Origin of the sequence: Nocardioides dokdonensis FR1436 (assembly GCF_001653335.1) — a bacterium.
Lineage (GTDB): Bacteria > Actinomycetota > Actinomycetes > Propionibacteriales > Nocardioidaceae > Nocardioides > Nocardioides dokdonensis.
This window is the reverse complement of record NZ_CP015079.1, coordinates 3,366,585-3,386,791: the sequence shown is the minus strand read 5'-3', so window position 1 is coordinate 3,386,791 and position 20,207 is coordinate 3,366,585. Positions and strand designations below refer to the sequence as shown.

General features: G+C 72.5%; 18 protein-coding genes. 10 read left to right on the top strand and 8 right to left on the bottom strand.

The genetic code is table 11. The annotated features are described in order from the left end of the window. Positions 1-6 precede the first annotated feature (6 nt). Positions 7-906: a universal stress protein gene (locus I601_RS15995; protein ID WP_068111867.1), complete on the bottom strand. Its 900-nt coding sequence runs from the start codon at positions 904-906 to the stop codon at positions 7-9. Positions 907-1,075: 169 nt separating this feature from the next. Between I601_RS15995 and I601_RS15990 the strand changes: the two genes are divergently transcribed. From I601_RS15990 to I601_RS15980, 3 genes are all read left to right on the top strand, one after another. After that, positions 1,076-2,140 carry an NAD(P)-dependent alcohol dehydrogenase gene (locus I601_RS15990; RefSeq protein ID WP_068111864.1) on the top strand — a complete coding sequence of 355 codons (1,065 nt, stop codon included), beginning with the start codon at positions 1,076-1,078 and terminating at the stop codon, positions 2,138-2,140. Then, positions 2,133-2,453, top strand: a complete 321-nt coding sequence (locus tag I601_RS15985; RefSeq protein ID WP_068111861.1) for a hypothetical protein — start codon at positions 2,133-2,135, stop codon at positions 2,451-2,453. The genes I601_RS15990 and I601_RS15985 overlap by 8 nt, the downstream gene beginning before the upstream one ends. Positions 2,454-2,560: 107 nt before the next feature. After that, complete coding sequence (locus I601_RS15980; protein ID WP_237089436.1) at positions 2,561-3,769, top strand: MFS transporter; 1,209 nt, start codon at positions 2,561-2,563, stop codon at positions 3,767-3,769. 12 nt (positions 3,770-3,781) lie between these two features. On the opposite strand, the gene I601_RS15975 is transcribed toward I601_RS15980, so the two are convergent. The 3 genes from I601_RS15975 to I601_RS15965 form a co-directional block, all read right to left on the bottom strand. Then, positions 3,782-4,033 carry a hypothetical protein gene (locus tag I601_RS15975; RefSeq protein ID WP_068111853.1) on the bottom strand — a complete coding sequence of 84 codons (252 nt, stop codon included), beginning with the start codon at positions 4,031-4,033 and terminating at the stop codon, positions 3,782-3,784. A 72-nt stretch (positions 4,034-4,105) separates the two neighbouring features. Next, the gene (locus tag I601_RS15970) at positions 4,106-5,536 is read right to left on the bottom strand and encodes a dicarboxylate/amino acid:cation symporter (protein WP_068111848.1); all 1,431 of its coding nucleotides are present in this window, start codon (positions 5,534-5,536) and stop codon (positions 4,106-4,108) included. 220 nt (positions 5,537-5,756) lie between these two features. Next, entirely contained in the window at positions 5,757-7,061 is a 1,305-nt protein-coding gene (locus I601_RS15965; protein WP_068111845.1) for a DUF2254 domain-containing protein, read from the bottom strand. Between the two features lie 227 nt (positions 7,062-7,288). On the opposite strand from I601_RS15965, the gene I601_RS15960 reads away from it, so the two are divergent. The 4 genes from I601_RS15960 to I601_RS15945 are packed head-to-tail and all read left to right on the top strand — an operon-like array spanning position 7,289 to position 11,035. After that, positions 7,289-8,068: an SDR family NAD(P)-dependent oxidoreductase gene (locus I601_RS15960; RefSeq protein ID WP_068111841.1), complete on the top strand. Its 780-nt coding sequence runs from the start codon at positions 7,289-7,291 to the stop codon at positions 8,066-8,068. Further along, on the top strand, positions 8,065-8,898 hold the full coding sequence (locus tag I601_RS15955; protein WP_218917684.1) for an SDR family NAD(P)-dependent oxidoreductase: 834 nt from the start codon (positions 8,065-8,067) through the stop codon (positions 8,896-8,898). Before I601_RS15960 ends, I601_RS15955 begins: the two co-directional genes overlap by 4 nt. Next, on the top strand, positions 8,895-9,977 hold the full coding sequence (locus tag I601_RS15950; RefSeq protein WP_068111838.1) for a TIGR03857 family LLM class F420-dependent oxidoreductase: 1,083 nt from the start codon (positions 8,895-8,897) through the stop codon (positions 9,975-9,977). The genes I601_RS15955 and I601_RS15950 overlap by 4 nt, the downstream gene beginning before the upstream one ends. Next, positions 9,974-11,035 carry a phosphotransferase family protein gene (locus I601_RS15945; protein WP_068111836.1) on the top strand — a complete coding sequence of 354 codons (1,062 nt, stop codon included), beginning with the start codon at positions 9,974-9,976 and terminating at the stop codon, positions 11,033-11,035. Before I601_RS15950 ends, I601_RS15945 begins: the two co-directional genes overlap by 4 nt. Before the next feature lie 7 nt (positions 11,036-11,042). Here I601_RS15945 and I601_RS15940 read toward each other — a convergent pair whose 3' ends face one another. Continuing rightward, positions 11,043-11,894 (bottom strand): helix-turn-helix domain-containing GNAT family N-acetyltransferase, encoded by an 852-nt coding sequence (locus tag I601_RS15940; RefSeq protein WP_068111833.1) that lies wholly within the window; start codon positions 11,892-11,894, stop codon positions 11,043-11,045. Positions 11,895-11,983: 89 nt separating this feature from the next. On the opposite strand from I601_RS15940, the gene I601_RS15935 reads away from it, so the two are divergent. Beyond that, the gene (locus tag I601_RS15935; protein ID WP_068111830.1) at positions 11,984-13,330 is read left to right on the top strand and encodes an NAD(P)-binding protein; all 1,347 of its coding nucleotides are present in this window, start codon (positions 11,984-11,986) and stop codon (positions 13,328-13,330) included. Positions 13,331-13,637: 307 nt separating this feature from the next. Continuing rightward, positions 13,638-14,849, top strand: coding sequence for a formaldehyde dehydrogenase, glutathione-independent (fdhA, locus tag I601_RS15930; protein ID WP_068111827.1), 1,212 nt, complete (start codon positions 13,638-13,640; stop codon positions 14,847-14,849). A gap of 19 nt (positions 14,850-14,868) precedes the next feature. On the opposite strand, the gene I601_RS15925 is transcribed toward fdhA, so the two are convergent. The 3 genes from I601_RS15925 to I601_RS15915 form a co-directional block, all read right to left on the bottom strand. Then, complete coding sequence (locus tag I601_RS15925) at positions 14,869-15,408, bottom strand: GNAT family N-acetyltransferase (protein ID WP_068111824.1); 540 nt, start codon at positions 15,406-15,408, stop codon at positions 14,869-14,871. Positions 15,409-15,641: 233 nt separating this feature from the next. Next, positions 15,642-16,247 (bottom strand): hypothetical protein, encoded by a 606-nt coding sequence (locus I601_RS15920; protein ID WP_068111822.1) that lies wholly within the window; start codon positions 16,245-16,247, stop codon positions 15,642-15,644. A gap of 110 nt (positions 16,248-16,357) precedes the next feature. Then, positions 16,358-16,840, bottom strand: a complete 483-nt coding sequence (locus I601_RS15915; RefSeq protein WP_068111819.1) for an SRPBCC family protein — start codon at positions 16,838-16,840, stop codon at positions 16,358-16,360. Positions 16,841-16,985: 145 nt separating this feature from the next. Here I601_RS15915 and I601_RS15910 point away from each other — a divergent pair, with 145 nt between their 5' ends. Then, positions 16,986-20,159, top strand: coding sequence for a hypothetical protein (locus tag I601_RS15910; protein ID WP_068111816.1), 3,174 nt, complete (start codon positions 16,986-16,988; stop codon positions 20,157-20,159). Positions 20,160-20,207: the final 48 nt, after the last annotated feature.

Here is a 20,207-nt window from a genome sequence, read left to right as displayed (position 1 = left end):
TCCGGTTCAGGGGCGGGCGTGCGTGCGGGAGTGGGGGTCGACCAGGAGGACCGGGCAGTGGGACTCGTGCAGCACCCCGCGGGCCACCGGACCCAGGTGGGAGCCCAGCGGGACCATCGGGTCGTGGCGACCGACCACCAGGAGGTCCGACGACCGGCTCGCCTCCACGAGCGCCTCGGCCGCGGGACCGTGCCGGGTCTCGACGACGAGCGGGGCGCCGGCTGCCTCGGGACCGAGCGCCTCCAACGCCGCCCGCACCTCCTGGCCCGCACGCTCGGCCCACGCCTCGGCCAGCGTCCGGGCCACGGTGATGTCGTCGTAGATCCCCGCGACCTTCCAGGCGTGCAGCGCGTGCAGGGTCGCGCCGCGGGCCTGCGCAGCCGCGACGGCGGTGCGCAGCACCTGCTCGGACCGCACCGGGACGTCCACGCCCACGGTGACCCGTGGTTCCTGGCCCGGTGCGCGCCGGGGTGACCACCACGACGGCACCGACACGATCGGCACCCGGGCGTGCGCGCCCAGTCCGTTGGTGACCGAGCGGGTCACCAGGCGGCGCATCCGGGACAGGTCACGGTGCTGCACGACGACCATGGGGGCGTCTGCGGTCGCCTCCCGCAGCGAGTCGACGATCCCGCCGACGAGCAGCTCCGAGGTGATCGCCGTGCTGGGTGGCAGCACGTCGCGGGCGTGCTCGAGTGCCAGGTGCAGCGTCCGGCGTCCGACCTCCTCCACGTCGGTCGACTGGACCAGGATGCTGTCGGACCCGTGGACGAAGGCCGGAGCGACATGGAGCAGGTGCACCCCACAGCCCGTGCGCGACGCCTCCTGACCGGCGAAGGCCAGGGCGGCCTCGCAGTCCTCGTCACCGACGGCCACCACGACCGGCGCCTCGTTCGTCTCCTCCATGCCGACCTCCCCGGGATCGATCCGTGCTCGTGGTGCCCACGGTGCTACCTGCGTGGGGATCGCCCCAGGGACGAAGGTCCCCTCTGCGCCCTGCCCGACGACCCTGCCGCCCGGTCCCGGCGCGACGCAGGGTGGGTGGGAGACCCCGATGAGGCCGGAGGCCCCCCAGATGAAGGCACTGCGACTGAAGTCCTGGAAGAGCGAGCCGGTGCTCGAGAACGTCCCCGTGCCCGAGCCCGGCCCCGGCGAGGTGCTCGTCCAGGTGGGCGCCGCCGGCGCCTGCCACTCGGACCTGCACCTGATGCACGACTTCGAGGACGCCGCGCTGCCCTGGCAGCCACCGTTCACCCTGGGCCACGAGAACGCCGGCTGGGTGCACCGGGTGGGTCAGGGAGTGACGGGCCTCGAGCCGGGCGACCCGGTGGCCGTGGTCGGCGCCTGGGGCTGTGGTGCCTGCCGACGCTGCCTCGACGGCCTCGAGACCTACTGCGAGCGGCCCGACCTCGCGCCCGTGCCGAGCGGCGGAGGGGGCCTGGGGCTGGACGGCGGGATGGCCGAGTACCTGCTGGTCCCCGCCGCCCGGCACGTCGTGCCGCTGCCCGAGGGCCTCGACCCGGTCGACGCCGCTCCCCTGACGGACGCCGGCCTCACGCCCTACCACGCCGTACGCCGCTCGGCCGCGAAGCTGACCCCGGGCTCCACAGCGGTCGTGATGGGCGTCGGTGGGCTGGGCCACCTGGCCGTGCAGATCCTCACCGCCACCACGGCGGCCCGGGTGATCGCCGTCGACCCGCGGGGCTCGGCGCGCGACCTGGCGACGGAGTGCGGGGCCGAGTGCGTGCTCGCCCCGGGCCCGGACCTGGTCCCCGAGATCCGCGACGCCACCGACGGCCTCGGCGCCGATGTCGTGCTGGACATGGTCGGATCCGACGAGACCCTGGCCGCGGCGGCTGCGTCGATGCGCCCGCTCGGCGACCTGACCATCGTCGGGCTCGGCGGCGGGACGTTGCCGGTCTCGTTCTTCGGCCTGCCCTACGAGGCCAGCGTCCAGACGACGTACTGGGGCAACCGACGCGAGCTGGTGGAGGTGCTCGCGCTCGCCGCCCGCGGGCTGCTACGGCCCGAGACCACCATCTACACGCTCGACGACGCGGCCCAAGCCTACCGGGACCTGGCCCACGAGACCGTGACCGGGCGGGCCGTGGTCGTGCCGACGGACTCCTACCGTGGCTGAGCGCGTCGAGGCTGTCCCGCCTGAGGCGGAGCACGCCGGGGTCGTGCTCGGGTGGATCTGCGGTCTCGGACTGCTGGTGGTGCCCTGGATCGGCGCCGGGGTGCTGGCCACCCTCGCGAGCTTCGGCCCCGAGAGCTGGGCGCCGGAACGGAGCTTCCCGTGGTTGCTGCTCGCGGGCACCGTCGGCTGGCTCGGGTGGCTGGTCGTGGCCAGCCTCCGTCTCGACGGGTTCCGCCGCGGCGCCGTGCCAGGCACCGCGATCGCAATCGCGGTGATCATCACGGCGGTCGTCCTGATCGTGACCCTGGCCTGACCTGACCAGTGCGCCCTCGTCCCACAGCCGGCCCGGCGAGCTCCGGGAGATGTCGTCAGGAGTGACCGGCCGCCGGGTCTCCCCCGGCCCGCTTACGCTGGGTGATCGTGGCTCCGACGCTCGAGAGGTCCCGCCCGCCCTGGTCGGCGTGGCGGACCGTGGTCGCCTTCGGCGTGGTCAGCCTCTTCGCGGACATGGTCTACGAGGGGATGCGCTCGGTCGCCGGCCCCCTGCTCGGCAGCCTGGGCGCGTCGGCGGCCGTGGTGGGCCTGGTCACGGGAGCCGGCGAGGCCCTGGCGCTGGTGCTCCGCCTGGCCGCCGGTCCCTGGGCCGACCGGACGGGTGGGCACTGGCGGGCCACGTTCGTCGGCTACGCACTGACCGCCGTGTGCGTGCCCCTCCTGGCAGTGACACCCTTCGTGGGAGCCGCCGGCCTCGGGCTGGCCAGCACCCTCATGCTCCTGGAACGCACCGGCAAAGCCGTGCGCAGCCCGTCGAAGTCCGCTCTGCTGGCCGGGGTCGCCCAGCAGGTCGGGCGCGGTCGCGGGTTCGCGGTGCACAAGGCCCTCGACCAGGTCGGGGCGCTGCTGGGGCCGCTCGTCGTGGCGGCGCTCGTCGCGACCACCGACCTCACCTGGCCGGCCTTCCTGGCCCTCGCCCTGCCCGGAGCGCTGGCGATGGTCCTGCTCGTGCAGCTGCGTCGACGTGCTCCAGCCGGCCCTCCCGCCGCGGGACCGGGACCGGACGTCGCGACGGTCGCGGTCAGCACCGCTCGCCTGCCCCGGTCCTTCTACCTGATGGCGACGGGGGTCTCGGCGAGCACCTTCGCCCTGATGACGTTCGGCGTCATCTCCTTCCACCTCGTCGAGGCCGGGCTGCTCTCCCTGGTGACGGTGCCGCTGCTCTATGCGGCCGCGATGGCCGTCGAGGCGGTGGCAGCACTGGGCACCGGCTGGGCCTACGACCACGTCGGCGCCCGGGTCCTCCTCCTGCTCCCTCCCGCGGCCGCCGTCGTCGCGCCACTGTCGCTCTCCACCACCCTCGGCACGGCGGTGGCGGGCGTGCTCGTGTGGGGCGCTGCCACCGGGGTCCAGGACTCGACCGTCAAGGCCTGGGTCGCCGACCTGGTGCCGCGCGAGCGCCTCGGCACCGGCTACGGGGTCTTCGCGGCCTTCCAGGGCGCGGCGGCACTGGCCGGGGGCACCGTGGCCGGCGTGCTGTACGCCGAGCACCTCGTCGCCCTGGTCGCGCTCGTCGCCGGGCTCCAGGTCGGTGCCCTCGCGCTGCTGTGGCGCGCGCTGCACCCGCGCCGGTGACGGGCCGGTGGCTCAGCCCAGGGTGCGACGCTCCCAGCCGTCCGGATCTGCGGTGAAGACCCGGATGTCGTCGAGCAGCACGGTCGACAGCTCAGGCGCGATGTCGCGGTCGCGCCAGGCGACCTCGCGCAGGTGCTCGATGAAGGCGTCACGCCGACGCAGGGACGCCGTCAGGTCGGGGCCACCGGGCCCCGCAGACCTGCCGGCCGCGAACCCGGCAGCCGCGCCGAGGAGCAGCAGGACGAGGAGGAGAGCGATGGGCATCACAGCCCGACTCTGCCACTCCCGGCGCGACCTCGACAGTGCCCCGCGCCTGCACGGAGCCACGTGGCACCGTCAGGCCGAGGCACCCACCGCAGGCGCCTCGAGCGGGCGCTGCGCCCCCTCGTCGAGGGTCTCGACGGGTGCGACCGGCTCGTCCTCGGCCCAGGCCTTCCCGGTGCGTCGGGCGTTGTAGACGTCGAGGTCGAGGATGCCCTCGCGCTTGGCGACCAGCGTCGGCACGAGCGCCTGCCCGGCCACGTTGGTCGCGGTACGGCCCATGTCGAGGATCGGGTCGATGGCCAGCAGCAGGCCGACCCCCTCGAGCGGCAGGCCGAGGGTCGACAGGGTCAGCGTGAGCATCACGGTCGCTCCGGTGACCCCGGCGGTGGCGGCCGAGCCGATCACGGAGACGAACACGATCAGCAGGTAGTCGGTGATCGCGAGCTCGATCCCGAAGAACTGGGCCACGAAGATGGCGGCGACGGCGGGGTAGATCGAGGCGCAGCCGTCCATCTTGGTGGTGGCGCCCAGCGGCACCGCGAACGAGGAGTACGCGCGCGGCACGCCGAGGTTGCGCTGGGTGACGGACTCGGTCACCGGCATCGTGCCCACCGACGAGCGGGACACGAAGCCCAGGGAGAGCGCCGGCCAGGCGCCGGAGAAGAACTGGCGGATCGAGAGCCCGTTGAGCTTCAGCAGCACCGGGTAGACGCCGAACAGCACGAGGGCCAGGCCGACGTAGATCGCGACGGTGAACATGCCCAGCGAACCGAGCGCGTCCCAGCCGTAGCTCGCGACGGCCCTGCCCAGCAGGCCGACGGTGGCGATGGGCGCGAGCAGGATGATCCACCACAGCACCTTCTGCACGACCGTGAGCGCCGAGCGCACGAGGACGAGGAAGGGCTCCGCGGCATCGCCCACCTTGAGGGTGGCGATGCCGACGGCGATCGCCAGCACCAGGATCTGCAGCACGTTGAAGGACAGCGCCACGCTGCCGTCGTCCCCGGCGCTGGCCTGCAGGCCCAGGACGTTGGCGGGCACCAGCCCGGTGAGGAAGTCCAGCCACGAGCCGCTGCCGGCCGGAGCGCCGGCGGCGTCCGCGGACACGCTGGTGTGCGCCCCGGGCTGCAGGACCAGTCCCAGGGTGATCCCGATCGACACCGCGATCAGGGCGGTGCCGGCGAACCACGCCAGGGTCTTCCAGGCGAGCCGGGCGGCGCCGGCCACGTCGCGCAGGTTGGCGATCGAGGCGACGATGGCGAGGAACACCAGGGCCGGCACGACGGCCTTGAGCAGGGTCACGAAGGTGCTGCCGACGACGGTGAGGGTCTCGGTCAACCAGTTGGGGTCGACCTCGCCGCTCGCGGAGACCGAGTCCGGGCCCATGGACCGGGCGACGAGGCCGAGGAGGACGCCCATCACGAGTCCGATCAGGACCTGGGTGCCGAAGGAGGGACGCCACGATCGACGCGTGCGCGCCACGGAACGGGTGGTGGTGCTCATGAGGGTCGTGCCTTTCGCTGCGACCGGGGGCGACGTGGCCCACCGGCTCGGGTCTGAGGACGTGGAGGTCTTCAGCAGCGACAGGGTGCGGTCTGGGCGCGTTCGAGGTCGATGACCAGGCGCCGCGTCAGCAGCTCGCCCTCGATCCCCGGTCCTCGCACGTCGGCTGCAACCGACCGGAACCCGGCTTCATTCCCGCGTCGGCACGAATGGTGGGGAGTCAGTCCGGGTAGCGACGTGCGAAGGCCGCCCGCACCCGCTGCCGGTCCGGCTCCAGGACGTCGGCCTGCTCGTTGATCTCCCGGATCATGCTCGCCTGACGACGCAGCGAAGCCACCGCACCGGGACGGACCAGGTCGGTGAGCGACTGCTCCACCTGGTGCAGCACGTCGAGGAGGTAGATCAGCACGGTCGGCTGGTCGGCGGAGGCGATCCGCACCTCGTCGAAGGCGAGCCCGACGAGCTGGTCGTGCGTGGTGGCTTCGGGCACGAGCAGGACCTGGCCGTCGGCGCCCGCGAGACGACGGGCCGGTGGCCGCCGACGGAGCAGGTCGCTGAGGACGGTGCCGAGGTGGGAGATCGCGTCGTGGGCGGTCGTCGGGTCGTTGATGCCGGGCGACATGGCCTTGAGGGCCACGTCGGACAGCTGGCGTACGCCGTACGCGACGTCCTGCTGCAACGTCCGGGTCTCGCCGACGAGCACGGCCGCGCGCACGGCGGTGGCGACGGCCTCGGGGTCGGGCGCGGGCGGGAAGAGGTGGCACAGCGGCGTGTGCTGGATGGCGTACTGACCGGCGAAGGTCTCCAGGCGCGCTGTCGTGCCCGACGGGAGCGCGGCCAGGAGCTGCTCGTAGTCGACGTTCTGGACCCACCCGTAGCCGTCGAAGCGGACCGCCGCCGCGCCGACCGGCAGGGTGGTGTCCTCGTCCGTCCCGACCGGCGGGTCGGACTCCGGCTCGGGGTCGGGCCAGGCCGCCCGGGCCTGGCTCAGCGCCTCCTCGGTGACCCGGTGCAGGATCTTCGAGACGTCCATCGAGTGGGCTGCGTGGTTGATGAAGGCCACGATCGCCAGGATCGAGGCGATGCCGAGCACCACGGCGAGCAGGATGGAGACGCTCGGCACGACCGCGTCGCCGGTCTCCTCCAGTGAGCTGCGCACCGCGCGCAGCACCACGAGGCAGTAGGTGAACGTTCCGATGACCAGACCCATCACGCGCTTGTTGAAGGGGTCCCGGAACATCCCGTGCACCACGCGCGGCGAGAACTGGCTGGAGGCGAGGGAGATGAGCAGCAGGCTGACCGAGAAGGCGATGCCGGCGAAGGTCAGCGTCGCCCCGGCGACGGTGGTGAGCACGGTGCGCGCACTGTCCACGGTCGCGGTCAGCCGTGGGTCGATGCCCTCGACGAGCGCGTCGACGTAGAGCATCGCCTCCCCGACCACGATGCCGGCGAGCACGCACAGCATGGGGACGAAGAAGAGGCTGCTGCGCAGCCGGTCGCCGTACGCCTGGAGTCGAGACAGCATGTCGCGGGGGTCCTGTCCGCCGAGGGGATGCCTGGTGGCCGGCCGACGGGGGCGTGCCCCATCGACGACCAACCTAGTCGAACCGGGTCTGACGGCTGCCCGTCCCGGGTCGCGCACTCAACTAGAACGTGTTCTGGAAATAGCCCTCTGCCGCCCCGCCGAGGTGACAGGGTGAGCCCGACGTGCGGCGCTGCCACTTCCGGCGGACCGCGGAGCGGAGGGCACACATGCGCAGGAACGCACTGGTCGTCGGAGGAGGCTCCGGCATCGGGGCCGGCGTGGCCCACCGCCTGGCCCGGGACGGGTACGACGTGGTCGTGGCCGACCTCGACGAGGCGGGCGCCACCTCGGTCGCCGGCGCGCTCCCCGGCCCGGGCACGCACCGTGGCGCGGGCGTCGACGTGACCGACGAGGCCTCGCTCGCTGCCCTGCTCGAGGACGTCGCCCCGACCGGCTCCCTCCTCGACGCCTGCGTCAACACCGCCGGGGTCAGCACGCTCGGCGCCGTGACCGACCTGCCCGCCGAGGAGTGGCGCCGGGTCATCGACGTCTGCCTCACCGGCGGCTTCCTGGTCGTCCAGGCCGCGGCGCGGAAGATGCGACGGGGCGGGTCGATCGTGAGTCTCACCTCCCTCAACGCCCGACAGCCCGGCGCGGGCCTGGCGCCGTACTGCGCCGCCAAGGCCGGACTCGCCATGCTCACCGAGGTCGCGGCGCTCGAGCTGGGGCCGGTCGGCATCCGGGTCAACGCCGTCTCCCCCGGCCTCGTGGTCACCCCGCTCACCGCACCCGCGATGGACATCCCCGGCGTGCGTGAGGACTACGTCGCCAACACCCCGCTCGGCCGCCCGGGCAGCGTCGAGGACGTCGCTGCAGCGGTCGCCTTCCTGTGCTCCGACGAGTCCGGCTGGATGACTGGTGAGGTGATGGACCTCAACGGCGGCGCACACCTGATGCGCTACCCCGACGTCATGGGTCACGTGGTCCGGATGCTGGAGCACTCGTGATCCGTCGCACCCGAGGGACCCGCTTCACGGGCGCCACCGCCCTGGTCACCGGAGCGGGTTCCGGGATCGGCGCCGCCCTGGCCCGGGCCCTGAGTGCCGAGGGAGCGCTCGTGGCCTGCCACGACCTCGACGGGGACGCCGCGCGCGCGACGGCCGAGGCCTGCGGGAGCAGCGCCAGCGCCCACGCCACCGACGTCACCGATCCGCACGCCGTGCAGGCCGCCGTGGACGAGGTCGTGTCCCGGCACGGGCGTCTCGACCTGCTCTTCAACAACGCCGGCATCACGTGGGGAGGTCGCACCGAGGACCTGACGCTCGCGCAGTGGGACGCCATCATCGATGTCAACATCCGCGGCGTCGTGCACGGTGTGGCGGCGGCGTACCCGCTGATGCAGCGCCAGGGGTCCGGACACATCGTCAACACCGCCTCCATGGGCGGGCTGATGGCGGCGGGTCTGATCACGAGCTACTGCATGACCAAGCACGCCGTCGTCGGGTTGTCGCTCGCACTGCGCACCGAGGCCGCCGCCAGCGGGGTGCGCGTGACGGCCGTGTGCCCGGCCGCCGTCGAGACACCGATCCTGGACAAGGGGGCGGTGGGCGCCTTCGACGGGCGGCGGTTCTACCTGTCGAGCCAGGGGCTGAGCCAGGCGCTGGACGTCGACGTGCTCGCCGACCAGGTGCTCGAGGGGATGAGACGCAACCGCGCGCTGGTCGTCACACCCAGCCGCGCCCGGGCGTCCTGGCGGGCCCAGCGGTTCCTGCCCGGGCTCACCGACCGGATCACCACGCGCTACGTGCGCCAACAGATGGAGGCAATGCGATCGTGACCACCTGTCCCGAGCTGGCCGCCTACGGCCTGGCCGGCCACACCGAGTCGCCCCGCGACGTCATCGCCGAGGCGCAGCTGGCCGAGCGCATCGGCATCGGCTCGCTGTTCCTCTCCGAGCGCTTCAACGTCAAGGACGCGGGCGTGCTGGCCGGGGCCGTGGCCGCCGCCACGACGACCCTGGGGATCGCCACCGCGGCCACCAACCACAACACGCGTCACCCGATGGTCACCGCCACCCTGGCCACCACGATGCACCGGCTCAGCGAGGGCCGCTACGCGCTCGGGCTCGGGCGTGGCATCGACGCCCTGTTCGACGTGATGGGGCTTCCCCGGGTGACCGGGGCTCAGCTGGAGGACGCCATCTCGATCTATCGCCGGCTCTGGAGCGGCGAGGCGTTCGGCTCGGACGGCCCCGCCGGGAGCTATCCCTACCTCTTCCAGGACCCCACCTTCGACGAACGGATCCCGGTGCTCATGATGGCGATCGGCGACCGGACCCTGGAGCTGGCCGGGCGCCTGGCCGACGGGGTGGTGCTGCACACCTTCTTCACCGACGAGACCCTGGCCCGCGCGGTCGCCACCATCCGGCGCTCGGCCGAGCAGGCCGGACGCGATCCCGCCTCGGTACGCATCTGGTCGGTGCTCGCCACCGTGCCCGACCACCTCGACGAGACGTTGCGGCTGCGCAAGCTGGTGGGTCGGCTCGCGACGTACCTGCAGGGGTACGGCGGCGTCCTGGTCCGGGCCAACGGATGGGACGAGACGGTGCTGGCCCGGTTCCGCGCGGACGAGCGCGTGCAGGCGGTCCCCGGCGCGCTCGACGCGGTCGGCACGCTCGAGGACCTCACCTGGGTCCGCGACGAGGTGCTCCCCGCCTCGTGGCTGGCCGCCTCGGCGACCGGCTCGCCGGAGCAGTGCGCAGCGCGCGTGCAGGACCAGCTGGACGCCGGCGCTGACAGCGTCGTCCTCCACGGAGCGACCCCCACGGAGCTGGCTCCGGTGGTCGAGGCCTGGCGCGGGCGCAGGAGCGCCGCGCTCGACTCCCTGCCCCTCAACCCGGGTCGGATGAGCGCATGAGCGCCCCGGACTGGGCCATCGAGGGCCCCGAGGGCATCACCGTGGACGCGATCTCCACCCTGCTCGGGGCCGAGGTCACCTCGCTCGACGTGCAGCAGGTGGGCACCGGCCAGATCGGCACCTGCTTCCGGTTGACGATGACCGGCGAGGGGGTCCCTGCACGGTTGCTCCTCAAGCTGCCCACCGCCGACGCCGCGTCCCGGGACTTCTACCGCGGGACCTATCGCAGCGAGGTGCTCTTCTACGAGCGCGTCGCCGACACCGTGGCGGTGCGGGTCCCGCAGTGCCACGTGGCCAGGTTCGACGAGGAGACCGCGCACTTCGTGCTCCTGCTCGAGGACCTCTCCCCTCTCGAGCCGGGCGAGCAGATCGCCGGGAGCACACCGGAACGCCTGCTCGACGCGGCCGCCAACCTGGCGGGGCTGCACGGCCCCCGCTGGTGCGACCCGACCCTGCTCGACCTCCCGGGGCTGGCGCTGACCGGCGAGGAGGACGCCCAGGTGCTCGCCGACCTCTACGGCCCGGCCCTGGAGATCTTCCTCGACCGCCTCGGGGCCGAGCTCGATCCCGAGGTGGTGGAGGTGCTGCAGGCATGTCCGGGGGTGTCGAAGGAGTGGGCGCTGGGCCGCCAGGAGCGGTTCGCGCTCGTGCACGGCGACTACCGCCTCGACAACCTGATGTTCTCCCCCGGAGGGGGACGGGGCGAGGTGGCGGCCCTGGACTGGCAAACGCTCACCCTGGCACTCCCGGCCCGTGACCTCGCCTTCCTGATCACGACGAGCCTCGACGCCCCGGTGCGCCGCGAGGTGGAGCGCGAGCTCGTCGGCGCCTACCACCGAGCACTGCTCGAGCACGGCGCGCCTGAGTCCTACGACCTGGACGCGTGCTGGGACGACTACGTCTACGCCATGTTCCAGGCGCCGTTGATCACGGTCTTCGGCTGCGCCTACGGTGCCCCGACCGAGCGGGGGGACCGGATGTTCGCCACGATGGCGACCCGGGCCTGCGCGGCCATCCGTGACCACGACGCCTTGCGGCTGCTCGGCCGTGGCGCCTGACCGACGCTCAGACGGCCTCGCTGCGCCGCTCCAGCAGGACGGTGTCGCGCCAGACCCCGTCGAGCCTCGCGATCCGGGTCCGCACGGCGAGGGTGCGGTAGCCGGCGGAGCGGTGCAGCGTGAGGCTGGCGCGGTTCTCCGGGAAGATGCTGGTCTGCAACGTCCACATCCCGGCCGCGTCGGCCCCGGTGACCTGGGTCGCCAGCAGCGCCTTGCCGACCCCTCGACCGCGCGCCGCCTCGGCGACGTACACCGAGGACTCCCCCACCCCGGAGTAGCACTCGCGGCCGGAGACCGGCACGACCGCGGTCCACCCCACGACGGCACCGTCGCACTCCGCGACCCACGCCAACCCGGGCAGCCAGCGGCCGCGGAGCTCCTCAGCGGTCGGGACCCGGGTCTCGAACGTCGCGTTGCGGGTCGCCAGGCCTTCGGCGTAGATCGCGAGCACCGCGGCCATGTCCTCGTCGGCCACCAGCCGCGTGGTCACGTCGGCAGGCAGCTCCTCGGGACAGCACGGCGCCGCGGACAGGGTGCCCATGACGACGTCCGCCGCGTGCGGGAGGCCGGTGCAGCAGGCCGCGTTGACCGAGACCATGCTCGACGTCCCGACCTTGTCGACCACCACGAAGCCGACCTTCTTCAGCACCTCGACGTGGTGCGAGCAGGTCGACTGGCTGACACCGAGGGCATCGGCGAGGTCGCCGATGCGCGAGGCACCGCCCGGTGCCGCCGACACCGCGTGGAGCAGCCGGACCCGGGTCGGGTCGGCGAGGACGGCGAACCACTCCGCGTAGCCCTCCGCCTCCCCCCTGGACAGGGTCGGCGCTCGGCGCCCGGTCATCGGTGGCGTGCTCATGCGCGGAGCCTACCTTGTCTTCATCGATCGAGGTCGATACAGTCACTTCATCGACGCCTGTCGATGCAACTCACCCGGAGGAGCGAGCCGTGCAGCACCCTGTCGTCATCATCGGAGCCGGACCCGTCGGGCTGGCCGCCGCGGCGTACGCCGCAGAGCGCCACCTGGACTTCGTCGTGCTGGAGGCCGGGGCCGACGCCGGCGCCGCCGTGGGCGAGTGGGCGCACGTGCGGCTGTTCTCTGCCTGGCGCGAGCTCGTCGACCCCGCGGCCCGACGCCTGCTCGAGGCCGCCGGCTCGTGGACGGCGCCCGACGAGGACACCTACCCCACCGGGAAGGAGTGGCGCGAGCAGTACCTCCGACCGTTGGCGGAGCTGCTCGGGGGCTCCCCCGGCGGCGTCGTGCGCTATGACGCCCGGGTGGTCGGCGTCGGCCGCGCCGGCCGTGACCTGCTCGTCGACTCCGGCCGCGAGAGCGACCCGTTCGCCGTCCACGTGCGCACCTCCCACGGCCACGAACGGCAGCTGGCCAGCGCCGTGATCGACGCCTCGGGAACCTGGTCGCGACCCAACCCGCTGGGCGCGGACGGCTACCCCGCTGTCGGGGAGCGCGAGCACGCCGCGCGCATCGCCTACGGCATCCCGGATCTCGCTGATCCGGCCGTGGCCGCGCGGTACGCCGGGAAGCAGGTGGCCGTCGTCGGCAAGGGCGCCTCGGCCCAGGGTGTGCTCGTCGGCCTGGCCGCCCTGGCTCGCGACCCCGCCGGCGCCGGGACCCGGGTCGCGTGGCTGCTGCGGCGCCCCGGCATCGGGGACGCGTTCGGCGGCGGGGACAACGACCAGCTCGAGCAGCGTGGCCGGCTCGGCCAGGACGCCGAGGCGGCGGCCGCCAGCGGGGTGGTCACACCGGTGACTCGGTTCCGGACCGGGGCCGTGACCACCCAGGACGACGGCCGGCTCACGATCACCTCGGTCGACGGCGACCTCGTCGGCGACGTGGACGAGATCATCGTGGTCACCGGCTACCGGCCCGACTTCGACTTCCTCTCGGAGGTTCGGCTGGACCTGGACCCCGCGCTCGGCGCGCCGCGCGTCCTGGCCGACCAGATCCACCCGGACCACCACTCGTGCGGCGACGTCGCTCCGCACGGTCACCGGGAGCTCGCTCAGCCCGAGGTGGGCCTGTTCCTGGTGGGCATGAAGTCCTACGGGCGAGCGCCGTCGTTCCTGGCCATGACCGGCTACGAGCAGGTCCGCTCGGTCGTCGCGGCGCTCGACGGTGACCTCGAGGCTGCTGATCGCGTGGAGCTGGTGCTGCCCGAGACCGGCGTCTGCAACGGCGCGGGCAGGTTCGACGAGCCAGCGGCGGCCGACGCCTCCGGCGGCTGCTGCGGCGGCCCGACCCCTTCGGAGCCATCGCTGGTCGTGCTCGGCTGAGCGGCACCTACGGCACTGGGTGCGGGCTCCAACAGGCTGTGGACACGGGGTTGTCGAGGTCGTAGCGTCGCAGCGGTCAGGACAATCGACCAGTTCAGCAGCAGGTCGGCCGCACGTCTCGGGCTTCGGTGGGCACACCTTCAGGTCACGCTTCTCGGCCACCTCTCGGAGGGGGGTCAGCCATGAGCCGTCGCCGCGTCCGGCTGGAGCCATGTGCCCCGCGCCCCGGTCCCGTTCCTGACGCGCCTCCACCGCGGGTGGACGCGCTTCGTGAATCCCGCTGATCGGCCACGAGAGGAATCGAACGATGTCAGGGAACAGGGTTGTGGAGTACATGGGTCCGGGTGAGGTTGCGGTCAACTCGATCGACTACCCCAAGCTGGAGATCCCCCGGGAGGTCGCAGAGTGGCTCGGCGTCCGGCCCGCCGCCCCGCACGCGGTGATCCTCAAGGTGGTCACCACCAACATCTGCGGCAGCGACCAGCACATGGCCCGGGGCCGCACCACGGCACCGGTAGGCCAGTCGCTGGGCCACGAGATCCTCGGCGAGGTCGTCGAGCTCGGCAGCGACGTGCTGTTCCTCAAGGAGGGCGACATCTGCTCGGTGCCCTTCAACATCGCCTGCGGGCGGTGCCGGATGTGCTTCGAGGGCAAGACCGGCATCTGCTTGAACGTGAATCCCGCGCGGCCGGGCGCGGCGTACGGCTACGTCGACATGGGCGGCTGGGTCGGCGGGCAGGCCGAGTACGTGATGGTGCCGTTCGCCGACTTCAACCTGCTGAAGTTCCCCGACCGGGACCAGGCGCTGGAGAAGATCATGGACCTCACCATGCTCTCGGACATCTTCCCGACCGGGTACCACGGCGCGTACACCGCGGGCGTGACGACCGGGTCGACGGTCTACGTGGCCGGCGCCGGCCCGGTCGGGCTCGCTGCCGCGCACGCGGCCCAGCTGCTGGGTGCGTCGGTGGTCATCGTCGGGGACATGAACACCGACCGGCTCCGGCAGGCCAAGAGCTTCGGCTGCGAGACGGTGGACCTGAGCACCGGGGACGCGCTCCCGGACATGATCGAGCAGATCCTCGGTGAGCCCGAGGTGGACGCGGGCGTCGACGCGGTCGGCTTCGAGGCGCGAGGTCACGGCGCCGATGCCGAGGAGGCCCCGGCGACCGTGCTCAACGACATGATGACCGTCGCTCGGGTCGGCGCCGGCCTGGGCATCCCCGGCCTGTACGTCACGGGCGACCCCGGCGCGGTCGACGAGAACGCCCAGGTCGGCCAGATCGGGGTGCGGCTCGGGCTGGGGTGGGCGAAGTCGCACTCCTTCGCCACCGGGCAGTGCCCGGTCAAGAAGTACAACCGCCAGCTGATGAACCTGATCCTCACCGACAAGGCGCAGATCGCCAAGGCCGTCAACGCCACCACGATCCCGCTCGACGAGGCGCCGGCGAGCTACCGGGAGTTCGACCAGGGGGCGGCGAAGAAGTACGTGATCGACCCCCACGGCATGACCAGCTAGGTCCTGCCGGCAAGCCGGGTCACCTCCGGTGCGGGTTGATCGTCAGGGTCGGGTCGGGGGCGAGGGGCAGCACCATGGCGACCTCGTCCTCGTCCCGTTCCTTCGTCCCGTCGGCGACCCGCACCGGTCGACGCTCGGAGGAGGGCCGGAAGCCGTAGCTGCTCGCGAAGCCGACCGCGGACGCGTTGTCCGACCCCGCCCAGAAGTAGAGCAGCCGGCAACCGTCCTCCGCCGCCTTCTGCGCCGCTGCCGCCACCAGGTCGCGCGCGACATGCTGACCGCGCACCGTGGGTGCGGTCCACAGCCCGAACACCTCGCCGATCTCGGGGTCGTCGTCGTGCCGGCCCAGACCCACCAGACCGACCGGCTCACCGGCACGCTCAGCGACGATCCGGCTGGCGCGCCGCATCCGGGCGTGCCAGAAGTCGTCGTCCTGGGCCGCTTCGTCCTCGACGTTGGCCACGAACGCCTCGGGGGCGTCGGTGAGCGCCGCGAGCCGCACCTCGCGGTACAGCTGCCACTCGTCCTCGCCCAGCAGGCGGATCCTGATGTCTGCCATGCCCCAGCATCTCACAGGGACTGGTCACCGTGGAGCAGCAGATCTGTCGCACCGAGCTCGGGGGCGAGCAGGTCGTCATCTCAAGCCGTCGTTCACCGACTACCTGATCCCGACGATCCTCGACACCCCGCCGATGCCGATCGAGGTGCTGGAGCACGCCGACCCGCACGCCACGGGCCTCCCCCTGTGCCGGGTCCCGATCCGCCCCGAGGACATCACCGACACCCGATGACTCAGCCGGCGCTGGCGAACCACGGCCGGTGCAGGTCGAGGAACCGCTGGTCGCTCACGTGCGCCATCGTGTCCTCGAACTCCCCACGGACCTCGGGCGGCATCTGCTTCTGCTCGCCCGCCCGCGCCTCCTCCTCGGTGCGGAAGGCGATGGTCTGGACGAACCACCCGTCCGGCTCCATGGCCAGCGTGCCGCCGATGATCTCGGGGCGCACCTCGTGCAGGGCGTCCATCGGCCGCTCCATGAAGTGACGGAAGCGCTCCGGGTCGTCGATGCGCCCCTGGATCACCTGGACGAAGCCGGCCTCGTCGGAGCCGCCGCCGAGGAACAGCATGGCGTTGTCGCAGTCGTGGACGGTGACCTCGCCGTCGAAGCAGGCCTCCATCTGCTGCCACCACTCCCCCTGCTCGGGCCGGGCGGAGTTGCGGCTCGCAGCCTCACGCGAGTCGAAGCGGACGACGGCCACGGCCTCTCCGTCGTCGGTGATCCCGTAGGTCCCGCCGAGCCACCCCTCGGCGGTCGGGCCCAGCTGTGCGCGCCACTCCTCGGTGAGCTGGCGCATTCGATCCGGGTCGTTGCACCGACCCTGGATGACCTGGATGAACATGTGTGGCTCCCCTCTCCAGAGCCCACCCCGCCCGGAGCGGGCACCCATCGACGTTACGCCTCGGAGGGGCCCCTGTCACCGGGCCAACGCCCGTGACGTGCCCTGCACCGTCAGTGCTGGGAACCCTCGGCGATCCGCTTGATCGCAGCGAGCGTGCGCGGGATGCCGTCGAGCGCCTGCCGGGTGCGGTCGGCGATCTGGGCGGGCGCCTCGTCGCTGAACGTGGTCTCGAAGAAGGTGATGCCGTCCGGCAGGAACTCCCAGGACTCGGTGAGCAGTGTCCCGGCTCGGTCCGGAGCCATCGAGAAGCCCCACCTGACGAACCCGTCGCCCACGACCCACGCGAACTCACGGCCCCGCTCGGCCGCCACCACCTGAGACCGGGTCTCCCACGTGCGGTGCGGCAGCTCGTTGCGTCCGGTGAACCAGGCACCGACCCGGCCGGCCTCGCTCTCGTCGTGCCACCAGCAGTCAGCGCAGACCGGGCTCCACTCGCCGGTGCGTCTGATGTCGGAGACGAGGTCGTAGAGGACCTCGGGCGGCGCCTCCACCGCGATCGACTCCTGATGGGTGCGCGTGCTCGAGACGTCCATGGGCACACCCTGGCAGACCGGGGCAACCACGCCTCTCTGTCACCGTCGCGTCGCATCGGCCGGCGACCCGCCTGGCTCTGGTCAGCGGCACCGGATGCCGGTAGAACGGAGATGCGGTTCCTTGCGGGAGGGCAGGTGATCGGGCATGACCTCGGATCCCACGAGCGAGGCGGACGAGCCCCGGCGGCCAACCCCGCTGGGACGGGCCCTCCGCGCCACCACGGGGTGGTGGGTGCTGCTGCCGGCGGTCCTCCTCGGCGCGGTGCTCGTCGCACTCCTCCCGCTGGCCTCGCTCGACGACCCGGGCCCGGAGACCACCTTCGCGCCGGGCATCCTCGGCTTCGAGTTCCTCGGGGCCACCGGCCAGGTGCTTCCCGACCCGCCCGACCCGCCCACCCAGGCCGACTGCCTGGCCCAGGTGGAGCTGACTCCTGCCTGCCGTCGCGCGCTCGCCGGCGAACCGATCGTCGACGTGACCCTGGAGCCTCCGCGCGTCGCCTGGCTCGACGCCTACCCCGACAGCGAGGTCCGCGCCGCACTGTGGTGGGACCTGCTCTTCATCACCGTGTACGTCGCCCTCCTGGCGCTGCTCGCCCGGACCGGGTGCAACTACCGCACCGTCAGCACCCGACGGCTGGCGCCGAAGCTGATGTGGTTCGCCGTCGCTGCGGGCGTCCTGGACCTGCTGGAGAACGTCTTCATCGGGTGGGCGGTGGCGGACACGGGGGTCGCCCGCGCCGAGTGGACGTGGCGCGTGGCGGCGGCCGCAGCCTGGGGGAAGTGGCTGCTGGTCGTCATGGTCGCGCTGTACGGCCTCGGGGGCGTGCTGTCGCTGCTCCTCGATCGCCGGGTGCGCGACGTCCTCCAGACGGCCGCGGTGTCGCACGTGAGCGACGATCCGGGCAGTCATGCCGCGACCTGGACCGTCGCCGAGCAGAGCCCGCGCGACCTGGGCATCGCGATCTCCGGCGGCGGCATCCGTGCGGCCTCGATCTCGTTGGGCGCGCTGCAGTCCCTCGAACGCGGGCACCCGCTGGGTTGGGACGACGCTGCCGACATCACCTCGGTCTCCGGCGGCTCCTACATGGCCGGCGGTTGGAGCCTGGCTCGGCACGCCCCGGGGAGACCGACCGACGCGCCGCGACCGTGGAGCTGGACCGAGACCGACCGACCGGGCCCGGAGGAACGCCACGTCGAGGCCAACCTGGGCTACCTGCTCAGCAACGCCCCCCGCGGCATCAGCCAGGACCGGATGATGCGCGAGGACGGCTCCACGACCGGGCGGCGCACCCGGGTGACGGACCCGCGAGATCACGACCGGATGGTCGCCGAGCGGCGTCCCGCTGTCGTCGCGATCGTCCTCACCGGGGTAGCGATCAACGTCGTGGTGTTCCTCGCGATGCTCTGGGCTGTCAGCCAGCCGCTCGGCTGGTTCTACCGGTGGTACTTCGCGCTCGGCTGCCCTGCGCTGCAGGAGCCGACCCAGGCCACCGCCGACCTGTCGTACTGCCTCCCGTCGTTGAGCCGCACCGCCCCCTCGGTGCTGATCTGGTTGGGAGTCGGCATCGGATCGATCCTCGTCTGGGTCGTGCTGGCCAAGAAGGACGAGGTCAACCGCCGGAGCGGCGAATCACCACCGGGCTTCCTGCTGATCCTCAAGGTCCTCGGGTACGGCGGGCTCGGGCTCGCGGCCCTGCTCGCACTGCTCCTGGTCGGGCTGCCCCTGCTCATCGCCAGGCTCTGGGACCCCGTCGAGGGCAACGGGCTCGGCGCCGCCCTGCTCGCGATCCTCGGCGGGCTCGGCAGCGCGGGAGCCCTGCTCCGGATCCTGCGCAAGCCCCTGGCCCGGTTCGCGCCGGTGGTCGCCGGCCTCCTCTTCGCGGTGCTGCTGCTCTTCATCACGAGCATGTGGGCGCTGTCCGCCCTGGCCGCAGCGCCCGACGCGCGTGACACCACGCTGTGGATCGCCGCGATCCTGGGGCTGCTGATCGTCCACTTCAGCACCAGCGCGGAGTGGTGGTCGCTGTCCGCGTTCTACCGCGGCAAGCTGCGCGCGGGATTCGCGACGTACCGGCCGACACCGGACTCGACGTACGCCGTCGCCTACGCCAACGGTGACGAGGGGTCCAGCGCCCGCCTGCCGGAACCGGACCTGGTGGCGCTCTCCTCGAGTCCCCTGACGATCTGCGCGGCCGCCGCGGTGAGCGGGCGCGAGGTGCGCACGCACTACGGCATCCCAGCGCTGAGCATGACCTTCTCCCCCAACCACGTGCGACTCTTCGCGCCCCTCAACGGGGAGGGCGAGTGGCGCGCCTACGCAGCGCGCACCGAGGACATGTCCGCTCTGATGGCCGGCAACCGCCGGCCACGGTTGACCACCATGATGGCCGTGGGGATCTCCGGCGCGGCGGTCTCGCCCGCGATGGGCCGGATCGGCGCCGGCCCGCTGAGCATGCTGCTGGCCTTCGCGAACGTGCGGCTCGGCATGTGGGTCCCGAACCCCCGGTACGCCGCCCAGCTGGTCGACGCGAAGGCCACGCTGCCCTCACCGCGGCTGGGCTACCTGCTCAAGGAGTTCCTCGGCTTCCACGACCCCAGTGACCTGTACCTCTACGTCACCGACGGCGGCCACTGGGAGAACACCGCACTGGTCGAGCTGCTCCGGACCGGACTGCACCGGGAGATCGTCTGCGTCGACGCGGACGCCGGCGCCGGTCACCGCGTGGCCTCGCTGTCGAAGGCGATCGACCTGGCCAAGCTCGAGTGCAACGCGACCGTCATGGTCAACCTCGACACGCTGCGCGCCGGACGGGACCCCTATCCCGGGCAGGACTACTCACCGCGCTCGGTGACACTCGGCATCGTGCACCGGCAGGTCCGGGACCCGGACCCGCTCGTGACCCGGCCGGGACACCACTTCACCCTGCTCTGGTACTGCAAGCCGGCACTGACCCAGGACATGCCGCCGAAGCTGCTGGCCTACCGCGAGATCGACGAGACCTTCCCGCGGGTCAACACGGTCAACCAGTTCTTCCACACCGCACAGTTCGCGGCCTACCGCGACCTCGGTCGCTACAACGCCGGGCAGATCCAGGTGGCCAGGGATCGCCTGCGCGAGGCAGTGACGCCCTACCCGGGATACCCGGACTTCCGCGACCAGGTCGTGGGCGAGGAGAACCAGGACGAGCACGACTGGGCACCGGCCGAGCTGACCGATCTGATCGACAAGCTCGTGCTGGCCCGGCCTTCGACGCAGCGCACCGCCTACGCCCAGGAGGTCTACGACGCGGTGCGCGGGACGCTGCTGCCTGCTCCCTGAGCGTTGGCCGACCGGCTGGAGGGATCCCGCATGGCTCGGTGCAGTGTG

Excerpts from the sequence above, each read along its gene's own strand:
- I601_RS15915 (WP_068111819.1), bottom strand. The coding sequence starts at position 16,840 with ATGGACGTCTCGAGCACGCGCACCCATCAGGAGTCGATCGCGGTGGAG.
- I601_RS15945 (WP_068111836.1), top strand. The coding sequence starts at position 9,974 with ATGAGCGCCCCGGACTGGGCCATCGAGGGCCCCGAGGGCATCACCGTG.
- I601_RS15920 (WP_068111822.1), bottom strand. The coding sequence starts at position 16,247 with ATGTTCATCCAGGTCATCCAGGGTCGGTGCAACGACCCGGATCGAATG.
- I601_RS15965 (WP_068111845.1), bottom strand. The coding sequence starts at position 7,061 with ATGCTGTCTCGACTCCAGGCGTACGGCGACCGGCTGCGCAGCAGCCTC.
- I601_RS15925 (WP_068111824.1), bottom strand. The coding sequence starts at position 15,408 with ATGGCAGACATCAGGATCCGCCTGCTGGGCGAGGACGAGTGGCAGCTG.
- I601_RS15940 (WP_068111833.1), bottom strand. The coding sequence starts at position 11,894 with ATGAGCACGCCACCGATGACCGGGCGCCGAGCGCCGACCCTGTCCAGG.
- I601_RS15970 (WP_068111848.1), bottom strand. The coding sequence starts at position 5,536 with ATGAGCACCACCACCCGTTCCGTGGCGCGCACGCGTCGATCGTGGCGT.
- I601_RS15975 (WP_068111853.1), bottom strand. The coding sequence starts at position 4,033 with ATGCCCATCGCTCTCCTCCTCGTCCTGCTGCTCCTCGGCGCGGCTGCC.
- I601_RS15990 (WP_068111864.1), top strand. The coding sequence starts at position 1,076 with ATGAAGGCACTGCGACTGAAGTCCTGGAAGAGCGAGCCGGTGCTCGAG.
- fdhA (WP_068111827.1), top strand. The coding sequence starts at position 13,638 with ATGTCAGGGAACAGGGTTGTGGAGTACATGGGTCCGGGTGAGGTTGCG.
- I601_RS15910 (WP_068111816.1), top strand. The coding sequence starts at position 16,986 with ATGACCTCGGATCCCACGAGCGAGGCGGACGAGCCCCGGCGGCCAACC.
- I601_RS15960 (WP_068111841.1), top strand. The coding sequence starts at position 7,289 with ATGCGCAGGAACGCACTGGTCGTCGGAGGAGGCTCCGGCATCGGGGCC.
- I601_RS15995 (WP_068111867.1), bottom strand. The coding sequence starts at position 906 with ATGGAGGAGACGAACGAGGCGCCGGTCGTGGTGGCCGTCGGTGACGAG.